This is a genomic window from Pseudochryseolinea flava, assembly GCF_003286915.1.
In the GTDB taxonomy this organism is placed as follows: Bacteria; Bacteroidota; Bacteroidia; order Cytophagales; family Cyclobacteriaceae; genus Ohtaekwangia; species Ohtaekwangia flava.
In genome coordinates this window covers 206,591-232,660 of sequence record NZ_QMFY01000008.1, presented here as the reverse complement: position 1 = coordinate 232,660, position 26,070 = coordinate 206,591, and the positions used below count along the sequence as shown (strand labels likewise).

General features: G+C 44.5%; 26 protein-coding genes. 1 reads left to right on the top strand and 25 read right to left on the bottom strand.

Annotated features, from left to right (window positions below):
- Positions 1–42 precede the first annotated feature (42 nt).
- From DQQ10_RS16545 to DQQ10_RS16430, 24 genes are all read right to left on the bottom strand, one after another.
- On the bottom strand, positions 43–1,347 hold the full coding sequence (locus tag DQQ10_RS16545; RefSeq protein ID WP_112747997.1) for a phenylacetate--CoA ligase family protein: 1,305 nt from the start codon (positions 1,345–1,347) through the stop codon (positions 43–45).
- A complete protein-coding gene (acpS, locus tag DQQ10_RS16540) occupies positions 1,344–1,718 on the bottom strand; it encodes a holo-ACP synthase (RefSeq protein WP_112747996.1) in 375 nt (124 codons plus the stop codon). Before acpS ends, DQQ10_RS16545 begins: the two co-directional genes overlap by 4 nt.
- Complete coding sequence (locus tag DQQ10_RS16535) at positions 1,715–3,382, bottom strand: C45 family autoproteolytic acyltransferase/hydolase (protein ID WP_112747995.1); 1,668 nt, start codon at positions 3,380–3,382, stop codon at positions 1,715–1,717. The genes acpS and DQQ10_RS16535 overlap by 4 nt, the downstream gene beginning before the upstream one ends.
- Entirely contained in the window at positions 3,375–4,880 is a 1,506-nt protein-coding gene (locus DQQ10_RS16530) for a phytoene desaturase family protein (RefSeq protein WP_112747994.1), read from the bottom strand. The genes DQQ10_RS16535 and DQQ10_RS16530 overlap by 8 nt, the downstream gene beginning before the upstream one ends.
- Positions 4,867–8,703: a trifunctional MMPL family transporter/lysophospholipid acyltransferase/class I SAM-dependent methyltransferase gene (locus DQQ10_RS16525; protein WP_112747993.1), complete on the bottom strand. Its 3,837-nt coding sequence runs from the start codon at positions 8,701–8,703 to the stop codon at positions 4,867–4,869. The genes DQQ10_RS16530 and DQQ10_RS16525 overlap by 14 nt, the downstream gene beginning before the upstream one ends.
- Positions 8,703–9,869, bottom strand: coding sequence for a DUF2062 domain-containing protein (locus DQQ10_RS16520; RefSeq protein WP_112747992.1), 1,167 nt, complete (start codon positions 9,867–9,869; stop codon positions 8,703–8,705). The genes DQQ10_RS16525 and DQQ10_RS16520 overlap by 1 nt, the downstream gene beginning before the upstream one ends.
- Position 9,870: 1 nt before the next feature.
- Positions 9,871–10,233 (bottom strand): hotdog family protein, encoded by a 363-nt coding sequence (locus tag DQQ10_RS16515; RefSeq protein WP_112747991.1) that lies wholly within the window; start codon positions 10,231–10,233, stop codon positions 9,871–9,873.
- Positions 10,220–10,846: a hypothetical protein gene (locus DQQ10_RS16510; protein WP_112747990.1), complete on the bottom strand. Its 627-nt coding sequence runs from the start codon at positions 10,844–10,846 to the stop codon at positions 10,220–10,222. The genes DQQ10_RS16515 and DQQ10_RS16510 overlap by 14 nt, the downstream gene beginning before the upstream one ends.
- Positions 10,827–11,492, bottom strand: coding sequence for an outer membrane lipoprotein carrier protein LolA (locus DQQ10_RS16505; protein ID WP_112747989.1), 666 nt, complete (start codon positions 11,490–11,492; stop codon positions 10,827–10,829). Before DQQ10_RS16505 ends, DQQ10_RS16510 begins: the two co-directional genes overlap by 20 nt.
- Positions 11,493–11,501: 9 nt before the next feature.
- On the bottom strand, positions 11,502–12,272 hold the full coding sequence (locus DQQ10_RS16500; RefSeq protein ID WP_112747988.1) for a polysaccharide deacetylase family protein: 771 nt from the start codon (positions 12,270–12,272) through the stop codon (positions 11,502–11,504).
- Positions 12,254–13,327, bottom strand: coding sequence for a beta-ketoacyl synthase N-terminal-like domain-containing protein (locus tag DQQ10_RS16495; RefSeq protein ID WP_112747987.1), 1,074 nt, complete (start codon positions 13,325–13,327; stop codon positions 12,254–12,256). The genes DQQ10_RS16500 and DQQ10_RS16495 overlap by 19 nt, the downstream gene beginning before the upstream one ends.
- On the bottom strand, positions 13,324–14,520 hold the full coding sequence (locus DQQ10_RS16490) for a beta-ketoacyl-[acyl-carrier-protein] synthase family protein (protein ID WP_112747986.1): 1,197 nt from the start codon (positions 14,518–14,520) through the stop codon (positions 13,324–13,326). The genes DQQ10_RS16495 and DQQ10_RS16490 overlap by 4 nt, the downstream gene beginning before the upstream one ends.
- A 2-nt stretch (positions 14,521–14,522) precedes the next feature.
- Positions 14,523–14,780 carry a phosphopantetheine-binding protein gene (locus DQQ10_RS16485; RefSeq protein ID WP_112747985.1) on the bottom strand — a complete coding sequence of 86 codons (258 nt, stop codon included), beginning with the start codon at positions 14,778–14,780 and terminating at the stop codon, positions 14,523–14,525.
- 4 nt (positions 14,781–14,784) lie between these two features.
- Positions 14,785–15,384, bottom strand: coding sequence for a hypothetical protein (locus DQQ10_RS16480; RefSeq protein ID WP_112747984.1), 600 nt, complete (start codon positions 15,382–15,384; stop codon positions 14,785–14,787).
- Positions 15,385–15,387: 3 nt separating this feature from the next.
- A complete protein-coding gene (locus DQQ10_RS16475) occupies positions 15,388–16,641 on the bottom strand; it encodes an NAD(P)/FAD-dependent oxidoreductase (protein WP_112747983.1) in 1,254 nt (417 codons plus the stop codon).
- Between the two features lie 13 nt (positions 16,642–16,654).
- The gene (locus tag DQQ10_RS16470; RefSeq protein ID WP_112747982.1) at positions 16,655–17,773 is read right to left on the bottom strand and encodes a beta-ketoacyl-[acyl-carrier-protein] synthase family protein; all 1,119 of its coding nucleotides are present in this window, start codon (positions 17,771–17,773) and stop codon (positions 16,655–16,657) included.
- Complete coding sequence (locus tag DQQ10_RS16465; protein WP_112747981.1) at positions 17,749–18,174, bottom strand: acyl-CoA thioesterase; 426 nt, start codon at positions 18,172–18,174, stop codon at positions 17,749–17,751. Before DQQ10_RS16465 ends, DQQ10_RS16470 begins: the two co-directional genes overlap by 25 nt.
- On the bottom strand, positions 18,164–18,808 hold the full coding sequence (locus DQQ10_RS16460; RefSeq protein ID WP_133259682.1) for a hypothetical protein: 645 nt from the start codon (positions 18,806–18,808) through the stop codon (positions 18,164–18,166). The genes DQQ10_RS16465 and DQQ10_RS16460 overlap by 11 nt, the downstream gene beginning before the upstream one ends.
- Positions 18,809–18,815: 7 nt before the next feature.
- A complete protein-coding gene (locus DQQ10_RS16455; protein WP_112747979.1) occupies positions 18,816–19,238 on the bottom strand; it encodes a 3-hydroxyacyl-ACP dehydratase in 423 nt (140 codons plus the stop codon).
- Between the two features lie 13 nt (positions 19,239–19,251).
- Entirely contained in the window at positions 19,252–20,139 is an 888-nt protein-coding gene (locus DQQ10_RS16450) for an LpxL/LpxP family acyltransferase (RefSeq protein WP_112747978.1), read from the bottom strand.
- A 2-nt stretch (positions 20,140–20,141) separates the two neighbouring features.
- Positions 20,142–20,414 (bottom strand): acyl carrier protein, encoded by a 273-nt coding sequence (locus DQQ10_RS16445; protein ID WP_245970442.1) that lies wholly within the window; start codon positions 20,412–20,414, stop codon positions 20,142–20,144.
- Entirely contained in the window at positions 20,402–21,625 is a 1,224-nt protein-coding gene (locus tag DQQ10_RS16440) for a beta-ketoacyl-[acyl-carrier-protein] synthase family protein (RefSeq protein WP_112747976.1), read from the bottom strand. Before DQQ10_RS16440 ends, DQQ10_RS16445 begins: the two co-directional genes overlap by 13 nt.
- Positions 21,626–21,746: 121 nt before the next feature.
- Positions 21,747–22,472, bottom strand: a complete 726-nt coding sequence (gene fabG, locus DQQ10_RS16435) for a 3-oxoacyl-ACP reductase FabG (RefSeq protein WP_112747975.1) — start codon at positions 22,470–22,472, stop codon at positions 21,747–21,749.
- 3 nt (positions 22,473–22,475) lie between these two features.
- On the bottom strand, positions 22,476–24,017 hold the full coding sequence (locus DQQ10_RS16430; protein WP_112747974.1) for an HAL/PAL/TAL family ammonia-lyase: 1,542 nt from the start codon (positions 24,015–24,017) through the stop codon (positions 22,476–22,478).
- Between the two features lie 188 nt (positions 24,018–24,205).
- Between DQQ10_RS16430 and DQQ10_RS16425 the strand changes: the two genes are divergently transcribed.
- On the top strand, positions 24,206–24,616 hold the full coding sequence (locus DQQ10_RS16425; RefSeq protein WP_112747973.1) for an OsmC family protein: 411 nt from the start codon (positions 24,206–24,208) through the stop codon (positions 24,614–24,616).
- Positions 24,617–24,682: 66 nt separating this feature from the next.
- On the opposite strand, the gene DQQ10_RS16420 is transcribed toward DQQ10_RS16425, so the two are convergent.
- Positions 24,683–26,062: a hypothetical protein gene (locus DQQ10_RS16420; RefSeq protein ID WP_133259681.1), complete on the bottom strand. Its 1,380-nt coding sequence runs from the start codon at positions 26,060–26,062 to the stop codon at positions 24,683–24,685.
- Positions 26,063–26,070 lie beyond the last annotated feature (8 nt).

Here is a 26,070-nt window from a genome sequence, read left to right as displayed (position 1 = left end):
GTGAGCAAATTTAGATAGCAGATGGTGCCGGTTATGCCGGCATCATTTGTTTATAGACCTTCTATCCATAAAGCGACTCACCTTCCGATTTGTACCAACACCCTGCAATTCTTCCAACGCCCGCGGATCCACAAATTGCAACGCAGGCACTACACGCAACTGCGACTGAAATGCCGACAGCAATTGTTTTGAAACTGGTTCATTTTCTTCCTCGGCCAAAACATAAATCATAAGTTCATCTGTGCCCAGCGCACTATCCGTTACTTCAACAACATAATCGCGAACACCACGCGTCTTATTCAATACTTCAAAGATCGCTGGCGGAAAAAGTGTCGTCCCTTTCACCTTTAACATATGCTGTTTTCGCCCCAGCACCGGACTAAGGCGTATTGTATTCCTTCCGCAAGCACATGGTTCGACAAATGCTTTTGCAATGTCTCCTGTCTTGTATCGCAACAATGGCATTGCTTCAACGCCAAGTGTTGTGATGGTTACCTCTCCCGCTTGGCCTGGTTTCACAACATTATTATCGTCGTCGAGAATCTCAACAATAATCAGCTCAGGATGAAGATGCCCTCCCCGGCCATGCCTACATTCAGGAAAAGCCGTCTGCATCTCAGTAGCGGCGTAGGTTCCAAACAATACTACATTCCATTGCGCGGTAATTTTTTGCCCGAGCGCATTTAATGACAAGTCTGCGGTTCGAATACTTTCACCAATACAGATAACTTTTTTGACACTCGTTTTATTAGGGTCAATACCATGCTGCACGGCATACTCCAACAGCTTCACAACAAATGAAGGGACAGCTACAATCGCCGTTGGCTGGAGACGATGTATCACTTCCCATTGCATCGCCGGCAAGCCAGGACCTACGCGAATTAAGCCTGCACCGAGTTGACGAATGCCTTCAAAGTAAGCGAGCCCAGCCATAAACTGCCGGTCCATGGTTAACATGAGCTGGTAGAGATCGTGTTTATCACCATCGGCACACGCAAAAGAAATCGCCTCATTGTATGCCAATCGTTTAATATCATTGGCAGATAGGGGTACCGTTACAGGTTTCCCGAGTGTTCCAGAAGTACTTGTATATTCTACGATCTTATGTCGCGGAACACAAATGAAATCCCAATTCTCGCGCTGGAGATCATCTTTCGTAACGGGCGTTATAGAGGCCAAATCGGCAATGCTTTTTACCGCGTTGAGATCGATTGCGTGCTTACTAAAATGACGTTGATAAAATGGAGAATGCGTTTGAAGATAACTTAGCAGTGCCGTCAATTTTTCATACTGCATTGCGGCAATATCGTGAGCAGAAGCAAATTCAATATCCGGCGTTAAGTTCATCGTTCAATAATTACAAAGGCCATTGCAAATGCCGCCACGTGTGTAAGTGAAACATGTATTTTATTCCATCCATTCTCTTCGGCAAGTTGCTTAAACTTCCCTCCCAGTACAATCGATGGCTTTCCTAAAGAATCTGATGCTACCTCGATCAAATGAAGTTCGTGGCCCGCCGTCAACCCCAATCCACTTGCTTTCAGAAACGCTTCCTTCGCAGCAAACCGCGCAGCATAATGTTCTGCTTTCTTCAAAGCTTTTTCACAATAGTTGATTTCCGCCGTAGAAAAAACAACTTCCCGAAATCCGGTATCACGAGCGATTTTATCTGCAATGCGTTTCACTTCAACCATATCGATACCGTTTCCAACAATCATCGATTCATCTCTTTTGCTTTGATCAGATTTTTCTCGATGTGATCACGTTCTCCCTGTGTAGCGATCTCTTTCGTCAGCGCAAGCTCATACATCCTCACGGCGTTTGAATAATCTTCCCGCTGAAAATAAACATCACCGCTAAACATGTAAGCGTGATAGGCCTGCGGGTTACTTTGAACAATTGCTTGTGGATCTAAGTCGCTGCGTTCATTAAAAGGAAATCGGTAACGTTCCACCTTCATGAACTTTTCAAACGCATCGCTCTGAAGAAAAGAATCTTCCGCAAATGTCTTATCCTTTTCATAGATCTCAGCATTGCTCGTTTTCTGTGTAGCAAATACTTTATTCAAATCGTAGCAAACGAATTTACCCAGCTGATACCGATTTGCTGAAATCCAAACCAAACCTTTTTCAGGTTGAAAAATAATACTGTGATGGGCAATCAATTGATTGATTGCTTTTTCGTTCCCCAGTCCTATTTCAGCATCAGCCTTTCCCCTCTGATCACGGAGTAGTTGTACTGTTTTCGCAACAGTATTTTTTTCATTCTTACGAATCAACTCTTCCACACGTTCGTACCTGTATTTGGATGCACTCGCATTAATGTGTTCCTGATTGACAACAGTATTGCCAAGCGTAGCGCTCTGAAAATGATTGGTGCAAACGATACGTTCCTGGTTCGATTCATACAAGGAAGTCTGTTCGGTATCTTTCTCAATGACAGCAGCGCGATGATCCTTAGCCGACCCGATCAAGAAGCTCTCAGCGACGAACATCTTTCGTTTCTGAGCAATCGCATAGGCTTCTTCAATGGTTGTTGCGTACTGCAAAATTTCGCGCGCAACAAGCGACACAGGTGTAGCGGCGCCGGATGGAATATCAGATTTCGCAGCGTTAATGGTAACAGTCAAACCGGCAACGTTCATACCCGACAACACACCGGTCATGCCACCAAAGGTCACCATCATAAAAGGATATCCGTTGCTAGGCTTGTAGAAAGCAATGATCTTGTTCTTCGCGAATTCTTCACCCACGAAGAAATCAAAATTACGACCGATGATGAGAGAGCCATCTTCGGAGTCATTTCCCCAAGTACCAAAAGAGGTACATCCTACCAGCGCCATATTTTGTAATGCATGTCCGATGTCATGCGCGCCATGATAATTCAAAATGCGTTGATATGCCGGTGCGATATAGTCGTAATCGTGGGAAGACACTTGAGAAATTCCATAGATCTCCGTTTTGAATTCTTCATCTACATATTCATCGAGGTCCCTGTTGAACCACCCGACAAAATACCGAAGACACTCGCGATAAATTGGTGAAGGCACCAGTTTCTCAATTTGATCATTGAACACTTTCTCTTGATACTGGACCAGAGACTGCGTCAATTGACCTGCCGCAACGCCTCGGCTAAGCGCATCACCCTCCACGTAGAGTTCGTAAAATCCGGTTTCGCTTTTTCTAAACCAGCTATCTCCATACGTCATTAACCCATCGGAAGTAGCCACGGGTTTATCAACCTTCATCGACTCAAGTTGTTGTACTGCAGCCGCCGGCGGATCCGTCGATGACACGACGCGAACATAGATCATCATGATGAGCACAAGCGCCACCATAACACCCAATAACGTTGATATTATTTTTACAATGCGTTTAAGCATTTCGGATCTTGTTAAGAATGTAATCAATCCCAAGCATCTCCGAGCAAGTCAACACAGCACTCACCGAAACACCAAGAACACCATGCAAATTTAGATTCTGTCCGGTCATGAAGAGATTAGGAACCTTTGTGCGTGGCGAAATAAAGGTGCGCATGGGTTCGCGATAATCTTTTACGATTCCATACAAAGAGCCGTCGTCCGTACCAATGTAATCACGCACCGACAATGGCGTAGCCGTATAGTATGATTGAATGCAATCCTTAAAACCAGGAAATCTTTCTTCTACTAAATCGAATAGTTTCTCAGACTTCTCTTTCTTAAAGGCTTCGTAATCTGCGCCCCGATCGCCTTCAAAAGACACTGTATTAAAAGTATGTTGCCATTTTTCAACTTCGTCAAAACGCATATATGTCATCAAGGTAATGCCTTCTGCATATTCAACATCTTCTGAAGCCGAATAGTACAGCGCATACCCTGTTGGCCATGTCTCGTCTGTATATTTCAATACAGACCAAGCATCATTTGCGCGGAAATAGTAGTAATTGTGATTTACATATTTCATCGACTTGGGCTTCAACACCACGTTTACATAGAAAACGGAGATCGAATTCTCGAGGCTCTTAAGACGCGTTCGAAAAGCTTTTTTAATCTTGTCGCTATCTGTCATCTCCATTGTCTTCACGGGATGGACATTTGAAATAAAGCGATGTCCGTAGTAACGCTCACCAGTTTTTGCTTCGGCGTACGCAATCTTGCCGTCTTCTTCATGAAGCTTCACGATTTGTTTGCGTGTGATAATCTTTCCACCTGCCGCTACAATCTGACGCGAAAGTAATCGCGCAATTTGTGAACCGCCGTCAATGAAACGCCACGAGCTTTCAATGTAACTATTTAACACAAGCGCATGTACATACAACGGTGTTTTATCAGGCTCCCCTGCGTACAGCAAACTCGTTCCTGCTAGCACACTCTGAAGTTTTTTATTGTCTGTGATCGACTCAAGAAAAGCTTGCGTATCGATTTCCAACGCACCGACCTTATCGAAGTAATCTCCATGACGCAGGTTATACAAAGGAAACTTAGTACAAACTTCTTTTATACCGTCACAATATTTTCTAAGCGCTTCTTCCTCACCTGGAAATTGTTCTGCCAAAACTTGAATGAACCGCTCATACCCCTGAGCATATTTATAAACTACCGGATCACCATCGAATAAGATCGCATCAAATACATCATCGTCAAGCTTCCGAAGTTTAAGCTTGTCCATAATACCCATGTACTTGAAGAGAAGGTACAAATTCTGTCCTTGATCTAACCCACCAACATAATGCACGCCTGAATCGAACACCACACCATCGCGAACAAAGGTTTGCAGATTACCACCGATCTGCTTATTCTTCTCGATAACACAAACCTTATATCCTTCCTTCGCGAGAATGGTTCCACACGCAAGTCCTCCAAGTCCACTACCAATAATTACTACATCATACGGTTCCATGTCCAGCGTCTTTTGAAATGACAAAAATAATATTTGAAGTTAACTTAGTTTGATCAAATACCTCAAGCTTCCATCCCCGCGCCGAAGCAAATGCGGTGACTTCCTTTCCGGAAATGAACGTTAACGCTTGTGTTGATTTGTTGAACCCCAACAAACTTACTGAGAACAACTCTGAAAGCTTCGTTCCTTGATGACGTTCCTGCAAATCGGCATTCCCATCTCTCACCACAATCTTACCTCCTGGGTTTAACGCAGCAACACAGCGTTCTAGGAAATCAAATTGCGCCTCGCGATGCAAATAGTGCAAAACGTCATTGACGAATATCACATCATAATTCGACAACGGATATTCCGTAACATCCGCGCAGAAGAAGTTTAACGTAGCGCCCTTTGCAAAACCGTTCTGCGCCACAGAAATCTTGTCGTCATCGTAGTCGACACCCGTGATTATTCGCTCCTCCGATCGGAATTGCAACATGTAGGACAAAAATCCGTAGCCACAACCAAGATCGAGCACCGTCCCTTTCTTTGGAACAAGCTCGTCGAAGAATGCATAGTTATCTTCAAGCTTCACTTTTATCCGCGCATACCATTCCAACACTGGACCTTTGTAGAGGTAGTTGCTGATCAGTTTTCGATAGAACCATCGCGGCGTTTCTTTCGATGCCTTGAATTCTTGATAGGATGATTTGAAATGCTTACTAATCGATTTGGTTCGTTCAGAATACGTCACTCCATAATGCATATCGGAGGTTGCAACTAACGGCAAAAATTTTAATGTGATATCTGTCGGGAACACGTAGATGGTTGACTTTGGTATCGATGTATTCGCGCCGTGAATCAGCAATGGCCTTATCGGCAAATCCAATTTTTCAGCCAAGAAGAACGCACCTTTGTGAAACCGATTGAGCTTTCCGTTCTCCGAACGGGTACCTTCTGGAAATACGACGATAGAAAATCCTTCACCCACTTTTTTACGCAAGTGATCAATGCTCTCTTCCGCACCTTCTGTTACTTCATAATATCCAGCCATCCGAACCACACCGCCAAATATGGGAGAATTGTAAACCCATTTATTGGTTAGTAAAATCAACTTTGGATGTAACATCGTCGTGATCAGAATATCCAAGAAGGAACTATGATTCGCAATGATGATCGATGGTTGCTCAAACATTTTGTCGTTTCGTTCCGTAACGGTTACCTTATTCAACGATACAGTGAGAATTAACCAATTGCAGAAGCTAATCAAGCGATGATACATCAATTGCTTCTTCGGCCCTCCGAACGGAATGACTTTCAAGATTACGCCTATGATCGTGAGTGCAAATGATCCCATCACAAAAATTCCGTAGGTAATGATCGTAAACACAACACCAACAAAAGTCATTGGCGGAAGTCCACGTTTTGTTCTTTTCGTAATGAGCCAATGAAATATAAACGGCTCTAACGTCTGCGACATCAAGAACACACATACGATCCCAATGATGGCAATTACCGCGATTGACCATAAGGCAGGATGTTTTGCAAAGATGAGCACGCCCAAACCACATATCGTCGTAACCGCTGACAGAAAAATAGATGTCCGTACGGAAGACATGGTCTTCTTCCCGGTCTTGTATTCTTGTTGCAGTCCGTCCATGACGAAAATGCTGTAGTCATCACCGAGACCAAAAATAAAAGTCGATATCATCACGTTGATGATGTTGAATTCAATACCGACCAATGCCATGATGCCCAATATCCAAATCCAAGTAACCAACATCGGCAAAAATGTGATCAACGTAATTTCGATTCTACCTGTTGAAATTAGCAATACGACAAATACTAATATCGAAGTAAAAAAAACAATAAAGTTAAAATCATCATGAACGAATTCAACAAACAAATTAGTAAGCATTTGTCGATCTGCACCATGCGCAGGTGTGTGCTGCATCACGTCTATCAATTCCTTATTTCGTGCTTGCGGAACATTCACCAATGAAACAACTAAAGCCCGACCGGGATTATCAATGATATTATCTTGAAAGAAAGTTTGCTGCAACAAAGCAAAGGCGGGTTTATCGAGCTCACTGTACTGCTTATTGACGATCGTATCAATCTTGCTTAAAATAGCATCGTTGAATTTAAGTTTCCTTCCCTCATCAGCAGTGTTTGCGAGAAGCATTGATTTTTTCTCGGCGCTCCAATACTTGTTCCATTGTTGAATGCGTTGTGCTTGCAGCGAATCCGACAGCAAAAAAGACGATACTGCATGATATCGTTTTATTAAACCGGCCGCTTTCAAGCTATCAAGTGTCGGCACGGCTTGTTCGTGTCGCCGTAAAGCTTCTTGCAAGTTTTTGCCTTCAGCCGAAACATACACCGTGTTCATCGATGCAGGGTTAATCGTTTCAAGTCTGGCCTGCGCATCTTTGGTGTCTTGCTGCATAAAATTCAGCGCCGACATATCCTTCAAAAACTTTACATCCGAAGCGAAATACAACAGCACGGGCGTAACAATCGCGATGATCACAATCCATACTTTATGCGGTGATCCGATGCGCGAGAAAGCGCGTTCAATAATATTCTCGCGATAGGCCGCAACGGAAATGAGGTGCGGTAGAAAGATCAGCGAACATAACGCTGCGCCAATCAAGCTAAAGCCAGCAAACAAACCAACATCGCGAAGGATTGTTGCATTGGTGAACTGAAGACTAAAAAATGCCAGAACCGTCGTTGTACTTCCTAGCAACATCGGTCGCACAAGGTCCTTGATTACTTGTTCCTTGTCGGGATGATGTCGAAGGTGAACCAAAAAATGCAGCGCATAATTAATTGCTATGCCTAATATGATCGATCCTGCAGCAAGCGCTAGCGTGGAAACAATACCTTTCATGAGATAGATACACGCCAATGAAAACAGCGCACCAAATATTACGGGTACCATAATCAAAAGCATCACGCGCTTACGACGGAAGAACCACAAAATAAATCCCGCGATCAGCACGATCAAAATAGAGAGCGTAAGTTGCGTATCGAAACGAATTTGCTCGGCGTTATCTACGGCTACAACGGTAGCGCCAAACGCCGACGCCAGTGTAGCGCTACTATTTGTATTGCTCCGCTTTAAACAAACACGCAGGTCATCCACGAGATGAGCATTCTTACCCGTATCGTTCGCCTTTGCCTGTGGCTGGATGAAAAAAATTAGATGACGATGATCGCGTGTAACAATGTAGCTGTCATACAACTCAAAATTTTCGTCGTATTGAAGTTGACTGAGCTTCTTCAAGACTAAAAAAGAAAAACCCATCGGATCCTCGACAAGCATCCTTTTAAGCGCAACCCCCGAGGGAGAGATCAATTGCTTATACGTGCTGCGCAATGCCTGTCGACTACCTGCAGGCGAGGTCATAGAATCGAGTATTGCGTAGTCATCTTTCGTCAGGAAGACAGGTAGATTGTTCTGAATGACATCGAATATCGCCAAGATTTTTTGATCATCAACTTGCGCCGTGATTGTTGGATGATAAATTGCCAATGTCGTGTCTAAATCCGCGACAAGGCGTTGCGTCGCCGAGACAAGACTGTCAGCATTTGCTCTCTGACTACTATCTGCGATGGAGACCATTACAACAACGCGTTCTGCCATTGAAGAATGCTGAAAAATGTAGTTCAGTTTCTCAACGCGTTTGTCGTCGGGAAAAAAGTGTGTGATGTCTTCTTCAAATTCTATTCGCGATGCCAACACCCCAAACAGTGCAAACACCGAAATAAATATCGCCCAGAAAATTCGGTGACGATGCTTGAAGAAACGATATAGCCTTACGAATAGCGCTTCCATTACCGTTTTTGAAAAATTTTGAGGAGGCCATACGTGACTATACCAAACAGCACGCCTGCAGCGACGGCGAGTGTTACTGCACCAATCACATATTGAAAAAAGCTATCGCGAAATAATTCCAATGAAAGTTCGTGATTGAAGGAAATTTCCACAGCATCCTCACCCATCCACAGCGCGCCTGTGAGATGACTCAAAAACAAAATCAATGGAATCATCGGCGGAATACTGATGTTGGCTGCAAGGATGACCAGCGCTTTATTGAAGCGCAATGCTATCGCCGTTGGTATTGCTACCAACAATTGGAAACCCCAAATCGGAACGATGCCCATAAAGATTCCAAACGCCACCGAAATGGCCTTGCGCTCGGCAGATTCGGACGGATCAAAAAGTATAAGCTTGACCGTCGACCAAAAACTTTTGCCTCTGAAGCTACGCACAAAATCGCGCGGCTTAATATACAATAGTGCTATGGTCACGAGCACCGTATTCAAAACACTGATGCGTGAAAAATCCTTAAATGGACGAAAATGTGTTATCCGCTTCTCCTTTTCAGGGTAAAACACTTTCACTGGCACTTCCGTCACTGCAATACCCTTCCATGCAGCACGCACGATGACTTCAATTTCAAATTCGTACTTGCGCGTTAAGAATGTAATATCATTCAATAGCACCACAGGATACAGCCGATACCCGCTTTGCGTATCGCTCATAACAATACCTGTTTCAAACTTGAACCAAAAGTTTGAAAACTTATTTCCGAAACTACTTTTACCGGGAACGCTTGCCTGATCCATATTGCGCGCGCCGATGATGATTGCTTCAGGATGCGTTTTTAACTTGTTAACAAACTGTGGTAGGTCATCGGCATAATGTTGACCATCGGAATCTATGCTAATGGCGTAGTGATAACCTTCATCGAATGCAGCTTTTAATCCCTTACGAAGCGCAAATCCTTTCCCAACATTCTTGTCGTAGCCTACGACTTTTACTTGCTTATACCGCGCAAGAATTTGTGATGTACCATCTGTCGATCCATCATTCACGACAATTACTTGATGGGTATAATGAAGAACTTCCTGCAAAACACGTTCGAGTGTCTGCGCGTTATTGTAGGTTGGAATCAACACGCAAATCTTTTTCTGCAGAAATAGTTCTTTGTAATTCATGCTATAGTTTTACAAAGGAGCCTTTGAATTTAAAATAAGAGACTGTCGCCTGAGAGAATGTCGCTTGCACTTCTACCCCATCATCCGTTACAACGGTATGGATACTGGCAACTACCGCAGGTGTATCAATGGGATTAATAACATTCAGGAATTTGATATTATCACCCGTACGTAATTGTAGTTGCATATTCAAGCTATCTTCTAGCAATTCACGAACGATCTGAATCATACATACGCCGGGGACTACAGGGTTACCGGGAAAATGGCCAGCAAAAACAGGATGGTCTTTTTGAAAAGTAACTGTCGCCGTGATCTCACCATCTTTCATCACCGGCACTGCGTCGTAAAATTTATTCCGTAACATGCCGTGTTATTTTTTTTAGATTAATAACCATGTTGAACGTATGATGTTGGATGGCGATTGTTTCCGGCTCACGTGGACTGGCGCCAGAACTAACGATCGAGAACAATGGTTTCTTTGATCCAACCTCCACGCGCTTCAATACTGAGCACGCATCGTCCGTTACGAAAAAAGCTCTTTCTTCTCCAATTGTGGTTACGCCATAAAAGCTTTCATCTCCCAACACCGAAGCATCAATCGTCTGTTGCTGAAACGGTATCGCTAATAAAGTTTCGAAATCTTTTCTCAGCGTATTGATGACCACTTTTCTTCGCAGCTGTGGAATTGCCTGCTTCACTTGGAATGTTCCTGCTTTAAATTCAAAATCAAAAAACGTAACGCCAGTCTCGCTCGTAAATACCACACGCTGCGATTCGTCGGGCATTTGCTTGATCAAGAGCAGGCCACTTAAATGTTTGCCAACCACATCAACGCCAGCGCTGTACCACGATGTGGCAATTCCTTGCGGTCTAAATTTATCAACACATGTTTGATCTACAGGAACGGACTTTAAGGCTTTATAAGGCGCGGCACACGACAAGGCCAGGATACTCGTACTAAAAAGTAAAAATTTCATCCTGAAGCTGTGTGTTTAAAGATTTGTTCGTGAATGTAATAACAGTCTTATCGCCTGATGGTTCATTCAAAGACATCGAACGTACCGAGTAATCCTTTTTTTCGATCACCAGTACAATATTGCGGAAGAAATCTTTTAAGCTCTTGTTAACAGGACTGAGTTCAAGCAAGTATCCCTTTTCGTTTTCGAAAACACGGCTTGTAAAATCTTTGCTATCCAAAATTGTTCCTTGAATGCAATCAAGCATGATCTTGTTGATCTGTTGAAAAAGCTTGTTCGAGCGCACGTTAATACGATTCTCTTTGTGGTCATCCTTCACCAGAACTTTATCGCCATTAATAATCATTCTATAAGTAAACGGCGTGGTATAATCAAGGCGGACTTTATTGGTGCGTTTGAACCAAAACTTCCCTTGTGAGGTAATATTTTCCGTGAGTGCAAAAAGTGTCTTTTCTTGGATGAACTCACTTTTTACTGACTGAATTTTCGCAGATGCCTCTTTAAATTGAGCTTTAAATTGCACGATGTTCGAAAGCGGCGAAAACCCCGGATAGTCTTCGAATGCTTGTGCGTCTGTGGAGTAGAACGACCAACAGAACAACCACAGCAAGGCAACGGAAATTTTGGAGGCTTTCAGGCGTTTCATCCGGTAAATTTACCGATAAGCTTTTTCATTTAATAATGCGTCGAGGGAGATAATACGCAGGCCTTTTTGATGTGCCATCGTAATAAACTCGCCTAGGATTTGCTGGGTGGATTCGCAGTAATCATGAAACAACACGACATCACCGCCCTTCAAATCCTTGGTGACGCGTTTCAATAATCTTGCCGGATCTTTCGTGATTGTATCAAACGATCGAACGTTCCACCCAACTACGGTGTGGCCAAGTTCTTCGACTGCTTTTCCGATCATGGGATTGGTGACCCCATAAGGGGGACGAAAATAGCGCGGCCGCTTACCGATTACCGACTCGATCTTTCGATCCGTATTGGTCAACTCATTGATCACACTTTGTGCGGACATCAAGTCAAAGGTCTTACCATGATAAAAACTATGATTACCGATTAGATGTCCCGCATTATTGATTTGAAGTAGTAGCGCTTCATTCCCTTCTATTCGTGACCCAATACAAAAGAATGTAGCCGGCACCTGGTGTTCACCCAGAATCTTTAAAATACCTGCAGTACGGTCTACCGGACCATCATCGAAGGTTATCGCGATAGCATTTGAGTCTACATCACCCTTCCATCGTACGCGTGTAAAAAATTGCATGGATAAAATAAACGCTCCGAAAGAACATAACGCTATATAAAACGCTACAAGCACTGCGTACCATATCCAAGGAATGTCTGTGATCATTTCCGCGATCATCATCATACCAAGGACCACTAAAAACAGAAGGTCAACTACTTTATGTCGTGGCATTCTGTTAGAAATATGAGTGAGTGATGTTGATAAAAGTAAGGGTTATAAATCAATACATTTCTAATTGGTCGCGACACCGCCTTGTGAATAACCGGCTCCGGAATATGTTGACTCAACAAAATCTCTGTGGCCAGCGCTAGGGCAAAGGATGAAGACACACTGTGCTCGCCGCAAAGATGTTTGTACACACCTAAAGATGCTCCTGGAAAATATGTCTTTGCCATGAGATCGATTTGTTTATCTGCTTTTTCATCGCCGCTTTTTCCAAGCAGTACCAGGTCTATATCTTCGAAGGGAATATTGATCCGATCTCTGACAAAAGACTCTATCCACGCGAGTAATGTTTCTTGAACAGGTTGAAACAGTGTATCAACGGCATGGATACACGCTTTCGTTTGCGTGTCGTCTTTTCCAGATAAAACAAAGTACGCTGCGCCCTCACCGGCAACGGTTCCTGCTTCCGCAGCATCGAATAATGTGAGGGTGCTTTTTACTTCACGACGATACTTATCAAATCGCGTATGAATTGCATGACTAATTTGCGTCAACTCATCCACACCGCCAACAAGAATGGATTGCGCGGAATTCTCTTGCAGCGACATCAATGCATCCAATAGTGCGTGCTCGAAAGAAAACGCACCATGAACATAAGTTTGATTGTACCCGTGACATTGTAATAGCAAGGCTATCTGCGACCCAATCGTATTGTGTGTCGACTGAATGAACGGTGTTGGATTTAACGCTTGCTCATTGAAGTCGGTAATCTTCGTTAGAAACGACGTTGTATCTTGAACGCATCCATAACCCGTTCCTGTAATGATTGCATCTGGCTTTTCTAACTCAGCATCTTTAAGGGCCATGAGTGCCGACGTTACGCCCATCTTGATCACGCGGCTCATGCGTCGAAGTTGCTGTGGATTGATCCATTGCGAATAGTCCGGCTCCACGGCCATCAAATCATTACGATGATATTCAAGTGGTGGATCTAGGAAATTATTATATCCCCAAGTTTGTTGTGGCGAAATATTTCCGATGCCTTTAATGTATGCTTTCATCTGCCTTGGGAAAATATAATCGACGAACAATTTCCGCCAAAGCCAAACGAGTTGCTCATGGCATGTCGCACCGCGATGGACTCAAATTTCTTTTGTGGTATAATCCCTACTTCAGGTATGGCTTGTTCAAACCTGAGGTTGGGAAATACACATTGGTGTTGCAATGCCAGAACAGAAAACACGGTTTCAATACCACCACACGCGCCGAGGGTGTGGCCCGTCATGCTCTTGGTTGAACTGAGTGCTGGATATGCATCACCGAACAATCGCTTGATGGCAGTTCCTTCTGACAAGTCATTGTTCTGCGTACCTGTGCCATGCAAATTGATGTAATCTATTTCTGATGGCAAAAGATCCGCCATGGTCAGTGCTTGTTGCATTGCAGCGAATGATCCTCGACCGTCGGGTGATGATGCTGTTTGATGAAAGGCATCATTCGTATTGGCAAAACCTGATACGATCGCCAGACTTTCTAAATATTCTTCTTCTAAAACTTTATCGGAAACCAAAACAACAAATCCGGCACCTTCACCGAGATTTAAGCCCGTGCGTGACGCATCAAAAGGTCTGCAAAGGTTGTCGTCGAGAATCATTAAGCTTTTAAAGCCGTTCAACGTAAACACCGTGAGTGCATCTGTACCTCCTGCCACGACCACATCGAGTATGCCATGCTGGATCAGTCGCGCGCCCAACATAATTGAATTCACGGACGAAGAGCACGCCGTATTGATCGTCGACGTGAAGCCTGTAATGCCAAGCGCAGCTGTAATCAAATCGGTGGTCGCCCCACAGCCGTGGTAGATCACATCGCGTAATTTTCCTTGCGTTGGATCAACTAAAAAAGGTGGAAAAAATATTTCAGACTTGTCCATACCGCCAACGGTAGTAGCCGAGATAAAACCTGTCCTCCACCGGTGGATATCAAACTCCGCATGGGCAATTGCTTCTTTCGCTGCATGTATACCAAGCAACGCCGTACGGTTGAGCGTTTTGTCTACGCCAACGTTTTCTGCAAGTTGTTCATTGGACAATTTAACTTCCCCTACAGGCAGTACCCCCTTATGAATCGAGTTTAGGGAAGTGAGTGGCGCTATTCCCGATACGTGTTGCTTCAATGCTGCAAAGCATTCCATCGTTGTATTTCCGATTGCCGAAATTACACCTGTGCCTGCAACATGTACCGGTGCACCCAACGCTATGATGATTTATGATCTTGAATATACTGAGCCATCGTTCGAACGGACTTAAAAATTGTCGGGCCATCTTGGGCATTCGCAATCTTTGTATTGTGCTTCTGTTGCAACAACACAATAAGCTCCAGTGCGTCGATCGAATCCAATCCCAACCCCTCCACAAACAGAGGTTGATCGTCACCAATATCTTCAGGTTTCAGGTGCTTCAAATTCAGCGCTTCAATGATCTGAACCTTCAGATCGGCCATCAACTTTTCCATAATTCTATTGATATAATCTCGCGAGCGTCTCTGCCGAGTGAATCTCTGAGAGCCCACGTTTTTGTTTTTCTACCAAATATAAGAAAACATCGTACCGATCGCTCAATACATTCAGCCATCCCGCCACGCACGCTTTCACCTGATCTTGCATCATGATCAAATCTACATAACGCGACATCCACTGCGGATCGAACGACGGCGAAACAAAAAAAGCATTTTCACCTTTCAAGCCATGACGAATGCAAATCTCGCCCATCGATACGTTCGCCAGCGTATACACAAACAGCGACGGGCTCGGCGCGGTAGCAATGGTTGCCTGGTATCGTAGATCCGTATCCAAACTAGCCTCAGCATTGGACAACACCACCGCTACTTCGTCAGGAAGATAGTTCGACACAGGCGTTTCACGTAGTAAAATCTCAGAAGCCAGCACCCCGAGCCTAGACAGCGGATCCATCTTGTAAAACTTGGGATAGGCCAAAGCGAGTTGATCATAGGCTTTTTCAAGAAAGTCGTGAAAGTCAGCCGCCGCAAAAACGGTAGTCTCTTTCGGTGTTATCAACCTACCTTGATGAATTCTACTATAACCTGAAATGAAGTTCATTGTTTACGACTGCGGTGCAAATTTTTCGCGTACGTCAATATATTTTACGAGGCGCTTTAGGGCCACCGTGGGTTCTTTTACGAAAGGATTTTCCAGATCCCACACGTAGCCAGCCAACACGGAACAGATCTGACGTTTAATCAATGGATCGGGATTCTTGGTATAGAAAATCTTCTCGAGTGTACCATCGTACCATGCTGTTACAAATGCGCGAAAGGTATCGACGCCGCTTTGCAAAACGTGCGTGTAATCCTTCTCCCATTCAACTTCCTTTCCATCGAGTTTACGAATAACAAGTTTACTCGCCAGGTGACTTGATACCGTGGCAAACATGACGCCTGATGAAAAGATCGGATCTAAAAATTCAGTAACATTTCCGGTGAGAACATAGCCTTTGCCATGGAATTTCTCCGATATGGACGACCACGATTCGAGTTTACGTGGCTCGAAAATACGTGTGGCGCTTCCAAATCGTTTTCGTAGATAAGGATGATCCTCGATCAACGTATTGTATTGTTCTTCTATTGAACCTTTGTATTGTTCGAAGAAGTCATGACTGCCCACGAATCCAACGGACGTATTTCCATTGGAGAATGGAATTACCCACACCCAAGTTCCAGGGGCATAAGAAACGATGATGATTCTGTTGGGCTCATCGAAATTATCGCGATTGGGATCTGCAAGGTGTGCGAATAATGCTTTGCGCGGATCGAGCGATGAGGGTTTATCAAGCTTGAACAACCGTGGTATAACACGACCATAACCACTCGCATCGACAATGAACTTTGCAGCAATCTCTTCTGTAATGCCTTCCTTAGTTTGCACAGTAGTGATGGAGCTTTCGTCATCCATGATCTTAATATCTGTTACTGTGGTTTCAAAAGAAACCGGTACACCTTTCGCGGCTACTTCTGTTGCCAACGCTAAATCGAATGATGCACGCGGAACCTGCCATGTCCAATTCCAGCCCTTCGTGAATTGATCTGCGAAATTATAGTCCGCGACTTCATTTTCGCCGCGCATAAACTTTGCTCCAAATTTTTCCTGGAACTTCTCGCGCTTAACGGCTTCGAGAAGTTCGGCATCCGAGAGCACTTCCATGCAACGTGGAAGCAGACTTTCTCCAATGACGAACCGCGGAAACTTTTCCCGTTCAACCACCATCACGTTATAACCGGCTTTATGAATCATCGCCGCAGCGATACTTCCTGCCGGGCCTGCTCCGATTACCAATACATCTGTTTCGTGTTTCTTCATCGAATATATCTTCTTAAATTTTTTCTAGTATGATTGCCGCATTACATCCACCGAATCCGGAGGCAGTTTTTAACACCCTGTTCAATGTACGGCGCTCCAATTTCTTAACCACATTCACCGGAACAGAAACACCTGACGATTCAAATCCCATTGACGGAATGAGTTCGTTTTGTTCCAGTGCATGCATCGCGATGATGCTCTCCACCACGCCTGCCGCTCCGAGTGTGTGTCCAAAATATCCTTTCAAACTATGCAACGGCGCATGTTGAATATTTGAGTGACTAAAAGCTTTCGCTTCCATTTCATCATTGAATATCGTTGCCGTTCCGTGCGCAGAAATAAAATCAATTTCCGTCGTCGAGACCTTGCTTGAATTCAACGCGTGATCAATCGCGACCGAAAGTTCTTTACCCGTTCTGGATGGCCCAGAAATGTGGTTTGCATCGTTGCTCAAACCTCCCCCCGCCAAGCGAAGATTTCTTTTTCCTTTTGTAGTCGATAAAACAACGGCAGCTGCAGCCTCACCCAACGAAATGCCTGTACGCGCATGGTCAAAAGGACGACATGCATCAGGACTCAGTGCGTGTAAGCTCTGGAATCCGGAGACAATGAATTTGCTCAGCACCTCTGCTGCCACTACCACCGCGTGATCGAATTGTTGTGCAGCCAACATGCGTTGCGCGACAAGCAAGGCAAGTGATCCCGAAATACAAGCATTCGAGACAACTTGTGTATGTGTAAAACCGAAATGGGTTGCAATAAATTTGGCAGATTCATTAAGTCCTATACGTGCATGCTTTGGATTCGAGTCGATCAATTCGATGTTACCCTTCGTTGTCGACAGAATAAAAATCGTTTTGTCGCGCGGGAGTACAAGTCCATCGATAGCATTTGCAACGGCGTCAACGGCAATACTTTCAAAACGTGTAAAGGGGAGATTTGCTTCCGTGGTTATCAGCGATGCGTGAATAGGTGTTTTACTAAGCGTGGATGTCTCATGGAATTTTATTCCCGATTGCCCTTTCCGTACAGCATCATAGTTCTCAACACTTGAGTTTCCCAAGGGTGAAATAATGCTATCCGAAATGATCCAAACATCGCTCATGGCTACACACCCCGCTGGTTGCGCCATCCCTCAAAAAAAGGAGGCATGGTGAGATGAAGATCAAATGTTTTTACATCAACAAAAACTTGTGTGGTCGTACCCGTCGCTATTAATTCCTGCTGTTGTTTGCTGAAAATCTTGTAGTGAAAAATCAACTTCGCCGCGGGCGTAGATTCGTAAATCGTTTCTACAATCATGCTATCACCATAGCGAAGCGGACGCTTGTAATCGCAATGCGCGGAAACAACGGGAACGGCTAGTCCGTGATGATAAAAATCCAAATACGCGAGTCCGTATTCTTTTCCAAACGCCTCGCGGCCGTCTTCAAAGTAACGTAAATAATGGCCATGCCACACCACTCCAAGCGGGTCTGCTTCATTAAAGCGTACAGGAATATCTGTGCGGTATGACAATATCTTATTCGCCACCTTTCTTATATTTTTTACGCCAGAAATTATACGTGCCACGCTTCATATCCTTGATCGTTCCGTAAATGGTCGAAGCCCAAAAATTTCTCATTCCAAAACCCTTTGCTACACAGCTGAAGTGGTCTGCGAAAAGTATGCTTTTAGATTTCATATCCACAAACGTTACCCACATCGTTCCTTTGCCAATGTGTTTATTGAATTGGTCGATGTTGAACATCACGCCAATACCTTCGAGCCCTTTAAAGTCGTACGACTTCACAATCGCATCGAGTTCGGCACGCTTTAACACGGGCGGAACCTCTACCGACTGGATACGCAAGTCCATTGCCGTAAGTGATTTATTTTTCTGGACGCTGATGTCAATGGCGTTGATCACAGAGTCTCTATCCAGTGCGCCGGTGATGTCGAATTTATGTTTTTCAGAAAGCATTAATGCATTGATATTAAACATGAAGCCCTGAATATCTTTTTCTGTAGCCAGGTGTGCTGCATCTTCCAAAATTTTTGCTTTAGAAAAGTCGATCCCTAGCCACGTAATCATATTCTCATTCTTGAATACATCTTGAGGCGTAAAATTCTGAGCCACGAGCACTTTCGTGATAAGCATCAAGACTAATGTGAAACTGTATCTCATATCGTTTTTATTGGGATTTCGTAAATATCCGCATTTCGCAGGAACAGAGTGTGCGATCTGCCAGCGTAACAATTCCTTCAACAATTGTAATGTCTAGTACTTTGTTCGTTATGGTGACCGTTGTTGTAATGGTCGCGCCGACAACGGGGCGATCATAGATTTGTAAGTTTCGGATCGCGGCAATAAATCCTATCGGGACGGGCATATTTTGGCTGATGTAATAATAGCCTGCATGAGCCGCAGCAGTTTGCGCGATATTTTCGATAATGCCGGGCTCCGATAATGATCCATTTTCGGTGAAGATATTGTCGCTCGTAATGCTAAGTGCTGTAACGGCATGGCTATCGGTCACCTCCAGAAGGTTATGAACCATCTGAATGGGTGGACGTTGGGGCAGGTATTGAAGTATGGTATGCTGGTTTGCCAACATAGCGCGATAAATTTTATTCTTTTTGCCAGAAGTTGTAGTAGTTAAACCACTGTTCTGGATACATCTTTATTTTTGTTTCGAGGTCGCTCACAAATGTTGTGAGCAGTCGCTCGGAGAACATTGCTTTGGACTCGTCGTCGAGACGTTGCATCGGTTTGCCTCCGAAGAAATGGTAATGCGAGGCCGTTTCTTTGAAAGCAAAGGTGATGGCGACGGGTACCGAAAATCCCGCAGCAATCTGAAAAGGTCCTAATGGAAATGAAGCGTCTTCGCCCAAGAAGCGACAACGTTTCGTTTTGTTTCCCGGTAGGAAACGGTCTGCATGAATACAGATTACTTCATTGCGTTGTAGTGCTTCGGCAATCGCGTAGACGTGCGACATATCTTCTTTGATAACGATGATGTGGAACTTCTTTCCACCCGTAACTTCATCGATGTATTCCTTTATTTGTTGATGTTCGCCGTCGAACATGACTACATTCACGCGCGTATTCAATCGCTGCAAAAAGTTGCCTGCAACTTCCCAATTGCCGACATGGGCACTTAAGAGAATACCACCTTTACCGATGCTCCCGAATTCTTGTAAGTTTTCTTCACCATCAAAATGAAAAGTGAATGGTTTCGACATCCCTGCACTTACAACAATTTTATCCAACAGCGTTTGACCAAATCGGTAGTAGTTCCGATACACATTCACCACAGACTTAAGCCATGAAAATTTCAGGCGATGCCGAAAGTACTGATAAATATTTGTTGACGATTTCCGGGAGAACAGGAAGTAGTAAAGTGCGACAAACCGAAGTAGCAAGTAAGCAGGCTTTAGGCCCACTGTATTGCAGACAACAATAAAGATTTTGTATCCTAACTTATTTCCGCGCGATTTACCTTGCCATTCAGGCATGCCTAAGACGTTACTTTCTCAGAAACTTTGCTGATCACGTAGTCGTAAAAATTCTGAAACGTCGCGATGGTCAAGAAGTCTTCAGGTTTCACTTTAAAACCGAAGTTTGTTTCAATTACCACAACCAGATCGATATAGTCGAGGCTGTCGAGTTCGAGCGTTTCACGAAGGTTAGCTTCGGGCGTAATTTTTTCCGCATCCACTTCAAATTCCTCCACCAGGAAACCGTTGATTTTTTCGATAATGCTAGCCTTGTCCATTACTACTTGCTCCACTTTTTTACAATTAATGTTGAATTTGTGCCGCCAAATCCAAAAGAATTTGACAAAAATACATCAATATTTTTATTCAATGTTTTCGCTGCAATGTTTAACCGCGCAGAGTGTTCGTCTGGGGTTTCGAAGTTGATGTTTGGCGCCACAAATGAGTGCTGCATCATCAATGTCGAGTAAACAATTTCACTTGCTCCTGCCATCCAACATTCGTGCCCGGTCATTGACTTGGTAGAGCTAACAGGTGTTTTTTCAGCTTCGAAAACGTCGGCGATAGCGCTAGCCTCGCTTGCATCGCCTGCTGGTGTTGATGTAGCATGCGCATTGATGTAATCGATATCAGCCGCTTTCAACCCAGCATTTTTCAACGCCATCCGCAGAGACCGAGCTGGTCCTTGAACACTTGGATTTGAAATATGTTCACCATTTGATGAAAAACCATATCCGATAACTTCGCCAAGGATGTTTGCCCCGCGTTTCTGCGCTGATTCGAGGCTTTCGAGTATCACCGTGGCAGCTCCTCCACTCGGCACCAGTCCATCGCGGTGTTTGTCAAAAGGACGTGACGCTGTGGCCGGGCTATCTTCGCGTATTGAAAAAGCGCCGAGGGCATCGAAATTACCCATCGAATAAATATTCGTTTCCTGTGCTCCACCGCAAATGATAAGATCTTGCATGCCCTCACGAATGAACATGTACCCAAGTCCGATAGCATGCGATCCGCTCGCACAGGCTGCGCTCACGGTAAAGTTCACGCCTTTTAGTCTGAATATCGTCGCTAGGTTCATGGACACTGTAGAATTTAGCGCCTGAAAAACAGAGCCAGACCCCACAAGCATGGTGTCTTTTTTCTCACGAATGATGTCCGTAGCTTCTATTACTGGTTGGGCTGAACTGTCGTTTCCGTAGATAATGCCCAACTCATATTTATCGATGAAATCTTGCTCAATCTTAGCTTGTTTAAGTGCCTCAACGGTGGCCAAATAGGCATATTCGCCCTGCTCCGGCAACATGATGCGTGCACGGCGGTCGAGCACACCCTTTAAAATAGGGCGCTCCACAAAGCCGGTCAGTCCTGAGCGATAGCCCATTTCTTTCCGCTTTGGATCTAAAACGATACCAGACTTTCCATTGTAAAGGGAATCCCTTACTTCATCAAGATTCTTTCCTATGCAGGAATAAATCCCAAGCCCGGTGATTACAACTCTGTTCATGTAAGCAAATAGTTCGTAGAAAATGCATCCAATTGGGTGGTTGCATGGGTCCGTAGCTACAAAAATAGAATTATTAATCTATAATATCAGCCAAACGACGTCCCAGTTATTTTCTTCCTTGTTACGATAATCCGCCGCTGATATGCATGACCGTTCCTGTGATATACGATGCCTTTGGTGAGGCTAAAAACATAATTGCATCGGCTACCTCTTCGGCTTCCCCAAACCGTTGCATCGGAATTAATTTCTTCAATTCGGCCTCGTTTAATCCCGTTGTCATATCGGTGCGAACAAAGCCGGGTGCTACTGCATTAACCGTTACATTGCGGCGTGCTACTTCTTGCGCGAGGGCCTTGGTCGCGCCAATCACGCCCGCCTTTGCGGCCGAATAATTTGTCTGCCCTGGCATTCCCTTCGTTCCCGACAACGACACTACATTAACAATCCGTCCATAGCGTTTGGTGAGCATGCCATTGATCACCGCCTTCGTGACGTGATAGAAACCATTCAAACTCGATCCCAACACATCGTTCCATTGATCATCGTTCATCCAAATCATCAACGCGTCTTGCCGAACACCGGCATTGTTGATCAACACTTCAATTACTTTATCGCTGTTTGCTGAAACCCATCCACCAAGAACCGACTCTACCTCCTCTTTCTTGCTTACATCAAATTGCAACAACACGCCGTCGACATTGTTCTCTTCCACAAGTGCTTTTGTCTTCAAGGCTTCGGCCTCGTTACTTTTATAATTGATGAGTACGTTGTACCCCTGCTGCGCTAACTTGATACATACCGCGCGACCAATACCACGTGAACCACCCGTAACCAATGCGTACTTCATGTCTTATAATTTTATAGTTGCTCCTAATCGAACAAGGTAATTTCTGATCTCTTTGATTTCGTTGTAACGCGGCTTGTCCTCCAAAATGGGTGGTGTAATCGCGCGTACTTCTTCATACACTTTTGTGGTGAATGAAGACAAACGTGTTTGACATTTCAAGTAATCTATTGCTTGCATCAAGGCCAACAATTGGACTGCCAATACATCGAAGCTATTATCGATTACTTTCTTCGTGATCAGCGCTGCATTACATCCCATGCTCACGATATCTTGATTGTCGTTATTGTTTGAAATACTATGAACATACATTGGGAACGCCAACGTTTGATTTTCGGCTGTTGTTGACGTTGCCATAAACTGCATCCCCTGTAAACCAAAGTTTAAGCCAAGTACCCCCATGTTCAAGAATGATGGAAGTTTCTGATTAAGCTTATCGTTCAGCAAATAATTTAATTGACGCTCCGACAACATCGACAGTTTTACGGTAGCAATTTTGAGTTTGTCCATTGCCAGCGAAACATAATCGCCGTGGAAGTTTCCGCCGTGATATACATTCTCACGTTCGTGATCGATCACCGGATTATCGTTAGCAGAATTCACTTCGTTTTCCAGAACAGTTTGCACCTCCATCAGAGTGTCGTATACTGGACCGAGAATTTGCGGGATGCAACGCAGCGAATAATACTCCTGCACTTTATCCGTGAATACAGCTTCTGTAATTTTTCTGTGATAGAGATGATCAGGACGCTTTCGAACCAACTTACTATCGCCTAAGAGTTCACGCATCATTTCGGCAACACGCGTTTGTCCTGGATGTAGTTTCACGTGATTCAACTCAAAAGAGAAATGATCATCAAACGACTTCATGAGTTCGTTAGCAATACTCGACAGCACGATCGAGCATCCTAGTAAATAACGGGCATGAATGATATTCACCATTCCGACGCCGGTCATTGCTGACGTTCCATTCATCAACCCCAGACCTTCGCGCAGATATACTTGCAAGGGTTCTATTTGTTGGTGTTGAAAAACATCTTTTGTCGATTGTATTTTTCCTTCGAAAAGCACCTCTCCCTCGCCCAGCAAATTCAACGCGAGGTGTGCGAGTTGAACCAAGTCGCCACTTGCGCCAACACCGCCTCGCTCAAAGATGCAGGCCGATATTTTTTTATTCAGCAGTGTTTGCAACAATGTCGCAGCCGAAGGGTGAATACCCGAAGCAGCTTGCATCACACTATTGAGGCGTGCAAGCATCGTTGCTCTTGAAAGATCTTCAGCGAATAAAGCTCCAGCTCCGGCGCTATGGCTTCGCACAAGGTTATACTGAAGCTGATGTTGGTCGCGCTCGTCTATTTTATACTGCGCCATCGGACCAAGTCCCGTGTTGATACCGTAGATAACTTTGTCTTGGGCGTAGCGCGTGAGGAATTCGAAGTTCGCGTTTACTTTTGCCAGGGAGGCCGCGTCGATCTGTACTGGCGCCTGTTGATAAAGTACTTTTTCGAAATCTGCGACGGCCAATCTTTTGTTCCCTACGGTGATCATTAACGCTGAAATTTTAATAAGCGGCAAAAATAGATAAAGTGTTCAAGTGTTCAGGTGTTCGGGTCTTCAAGTTTTTCATGTAGCACGTACCCACATCAGTGATCAATTTCCACCAAAAAACGCCATTTCCTTGCAATGCTGGGCTACTTGGTCGAAATTCGTCGCCTTAACGTTTAAAAAATCCTGATATGAAAAGAAAAGCAACCGCTGTTTGGAAAGGTTCTGGCAAAGAAGGTAATGGCCATTTAACCACACAGAGCACTGTACTGAATAAGACACAATATTCATTCAATTCACGTTTCGCTGAAGGCGTGGGTACAAATCCAGAAGAACTGATCGCCGCGGCGCACTCAGGATGCTTCACGATGAAGTTAAGCTTTGTATTGAACGAAGCTGGATTCACCGCTGACGAACTCACTACAGACTGTAGCATCACTTTCGAAAATGGTGTAATCACTGAATCTGTGCTTACCCTTACAGCAAAAGTTCCTGGCATCACGCCAGAAAAATTCCAAGCTGCTGCCGCTGATGCAAAAGAGAATTGCCCGATCTCAAAATTATTGAATACAAAGATTACGCTGAACGCAACGTTGGCGTAAATCGAATGACTCCAACACCAGTTTCCAGTTGCTTATAGCGACTGGGGCTGGAGATTGGTGGAGGTATTAGTGAGCATCTATTGCCGTTTTTACTGGATCATTCTTCCCATCCACAGCATCAATCATCCTGTCGATGCACGCCACAAGGTACTCGCCTGTGCCCGGGCCATACCAATTCATCAACTGCGTTTCAAAATGATCTTCGTCGTAATACTTTAATGGCGTTACGTAACCGATGTACCCGCCATTAAAACTCGTCACGATAGGTGAAAGTCCGTGTTCATGTGCAACGGTATCGATATGCGCATTAAACTCTCCCGAAAAATCACACGGTGTTCCCAACATCACGACATCGCCAATTCGAAGTGCCGAAAGATACGGTTGATACTCACCCACTGCGGCCGAAAAAAGCCAGTCTCTGATTTTCCACCCCTTCCCTATTTTCGCTTGTGAGTTGCCCAGATGCAACGGTACACGATAGAGTAGCAATGCTGTATCGTGCAGCGGTTTCATCCAGCTTGACGCCGCCTGAATATCGTCGGCAATTTCGTCGGCAATCCAATCGATACACGGCTCTCCAAACTTGGGTGGATTACAACCATGACTGCCAACACTGCCGGCCATAAACATGGCGAAGGTGTATCCGCGAGATTCCATCTCATCGACAAGTTCGCCAGGATAATCGCGTGATAAAATCAGGTCTTTCGAAAAGAGACAGGTTGCATGCGCAGTATAGCTCATCATAAGCAGTTTGACGCTGTCGGCGCGAACTACTTCGATAGCACGTAACAGAGAATCTACTGGACCATTTTTGGTCAATCTATTTTTAACTGGTGCATCGATTGGCAGTACGCCATGTTTAACTTTTGCGGCCACGAGGTCACCGGCGGCACGCGCAATACATGTTTTTATTTTCTCAGCGATGAAGTAAACAACTTCCTCCTCGTAGGGGCCGTAAATAAAACCTGCCGCACCTTCACCCCAATTTCCAATGCTGTTGTGTGTATGTGTAGCACCGAGAAATGTATTATCAAGGGAGAACCCAATCTCAGGAAGAATTTCTGATAACCGCTCGCGCACAGTGGGCGGCATCAGCAACAAGTCTGCACTCACAATAGCGACTTTTGAAATACCGTTATCGATCACCAACGCGCGGATGTAAATTGAATCGGCTACGCTTTCATAAACTTTGCCCCATCGATTGCCATAGCCTGCCAACGATGTTGGTTTGCTCGGCGTGAAATTCTCCTTCGCATACCCAACGCGATATGCATGACCTTCTTTAGGGCTCTGCGTTTCGATGCTGTTCAGCATTTCCGCGTAGTATGCATGATCTTCTGGCAGCGTTCGGTCTACCGGACCAATCGAAATTGCAAGAAAGACCACAAGTGCCGCGATCACGACAAGGAAAAAGTATAGAATGTATCGAAAGATTTTTCGCACCATGGTGATCT

Coding starts and splice junctions, on each gene's coding strand:
- DQQ10_RS16485 (WP_112747985.1), bottom strand. CDS start 14,780: ATGGAAAAGTTGATGGCCGATCTGAAGGTTCAGATCATTGAAGCGCTG.
- DQQ10_RS16520 (WP_112747992.1), bottom strand. CDS start 9,869: ATGAATTACAAAGAACTATTTCTGCAGAAAAAGATTTGCGTGTTGATT.
- DQQ10_RS16500 (WP_112747988.1), bottom strand. CDS start 12,272: ATGCCACGACATAAAGTAGTTGACCTTCTGTTTTTAGTGGTCCTTGGT.
- acpS (WP_112747996.1), bottom strand. CDS start 1,718: ATGATTGTTGGAAACGGTATCGATATGGTTGAAGTGAAACGCATTGCA.
- DQQ10_RS16510 (WP_112747990.1), bottom strand. CDS start 10,846: ATGAAATTTTTACTTTTTAGTACGAGTATCCTGGCCTTGTCGTGTGCC.
- DQQ10_RS16480 (WP_112747984.1), bottom strand. CDS start 15,384: ATGAACTTCATTTCAGGTTATAGTAGAATTCATCAAGGTAGGTTGATA.
- DQQ10_RS16530 (WP_112747994.1), bottom strand. CDS start 4,880: ATGGAACCGTATGATGTAGTAATTATTGGTAGTGGACTTGGAGGACTT.
- DQQ10_RS16525 (WP_112747993.1), bottom strand. CDS start 8,703: ATGGAAGCGCTATTCGTAAGGCTATATCGTTTCTTCAAGCATCGTCAC.
- DQQ10_RS16450 (WP_112747978.1), bottom strand. CDS start 20,139: ATGCCTGAATGGCAAGGTAAATCGCGCGGAAATAAGTTAGGATACAAA.
- DQQ10_RS16515 (WP_112747991.1), bottom strand. CDS start 10,233: ATGTTACGGAATAAATTTTACGACGCAGTGCCGGTGATGAAAGATGGT.
- DQQ10_RS16475 (WP_112747983.1), bottom strand. CDS start 16,641: ATGAAGAAACACGAAACAGATGTATTGGTAATCGGAGCAGGCCCGGCA.
- DQQ10_RS16455 (WP_112747979.1), bottom strand. CDS start 19,238: ATGTTGGCAAACCAGCATACCATACTTCAATACCTGCCCCAACGTCCA.
- DQQ10_RS16425 (WP_112747973.1), top strand. CDS start 24,206: ATGAAAAGAAAAGCAACCGCTGTTTGGAAAGGTTCTGGCAAAGAAGGT.
- DQQ10_RS16535 (WP_112747995.1), bottom strand. CDS start 3,382: ATGCTTAAACGCATTGTAAAAATAATATCAACGTTATTGGGTGTTATG.
- fabG (WP_112747975.1), bottom strand. CDS start 22,472: ATGAAGTACGCATTGGTTACGGGTGGTTCACGTGGTATTGGTCGCGCG.
- DQQ10_RS16440 (WP_112747976.1), bottom strand. CDS start 21,625: ATGAACAGAGTTGTAATCACCGGGCTTGGGATTTATTCCTGCATAGGA.
- DQQ10_RS16505 (WP_112747989.1), bottom strand. CDS start 11,492: ATGAAACGCCTGAAAGCCTCCAAAATTTCCGTTGCCTTGCTGTGGTTG.
- DQQ10_RS16460 (WP_133259682.1), bottom strand. CDS start 18,808: ATGAGATACAGTTTCACATTAGTCTTGATGCTTATCACGAAAGTGCTC.
- DQQ10_RS16495 (WP_112747987.1), bottom strand. CDS start 13,327: ATGAAAGCATACATTAAAGGCATCGGAAATATTTCGCCACAACAAACT.
- DQQ10_RS16545 (WP_112747997.1), bottom strand. CDS start 1,347: ATGAACTTAACGCCGGATATTGAATTTGCTTCTGCTCACGATATTGCC.
- DQQ10_RS16430 (WP_112747974.1), bottom strand. CDS start 24,017: ATGATCACCGTAGGGAACAAAAGATTGGCCGTCGCAGATTTCGAAAAA.
- DQQ10_RS16470 (WP_112747982.1), bottom strand. CDS start 17,773: ATGGCGCAACCAGCGGGGTGTGTAGCCATGAGCGATGTTTGGATCATT.
- DQQ10_RS16420 (WP_133259681.1), bottom strand. CDS start 26,062: ATGGTGCGAAAAATCTTTCGATACATTCTATACTTTTTCCTTGTCGTG.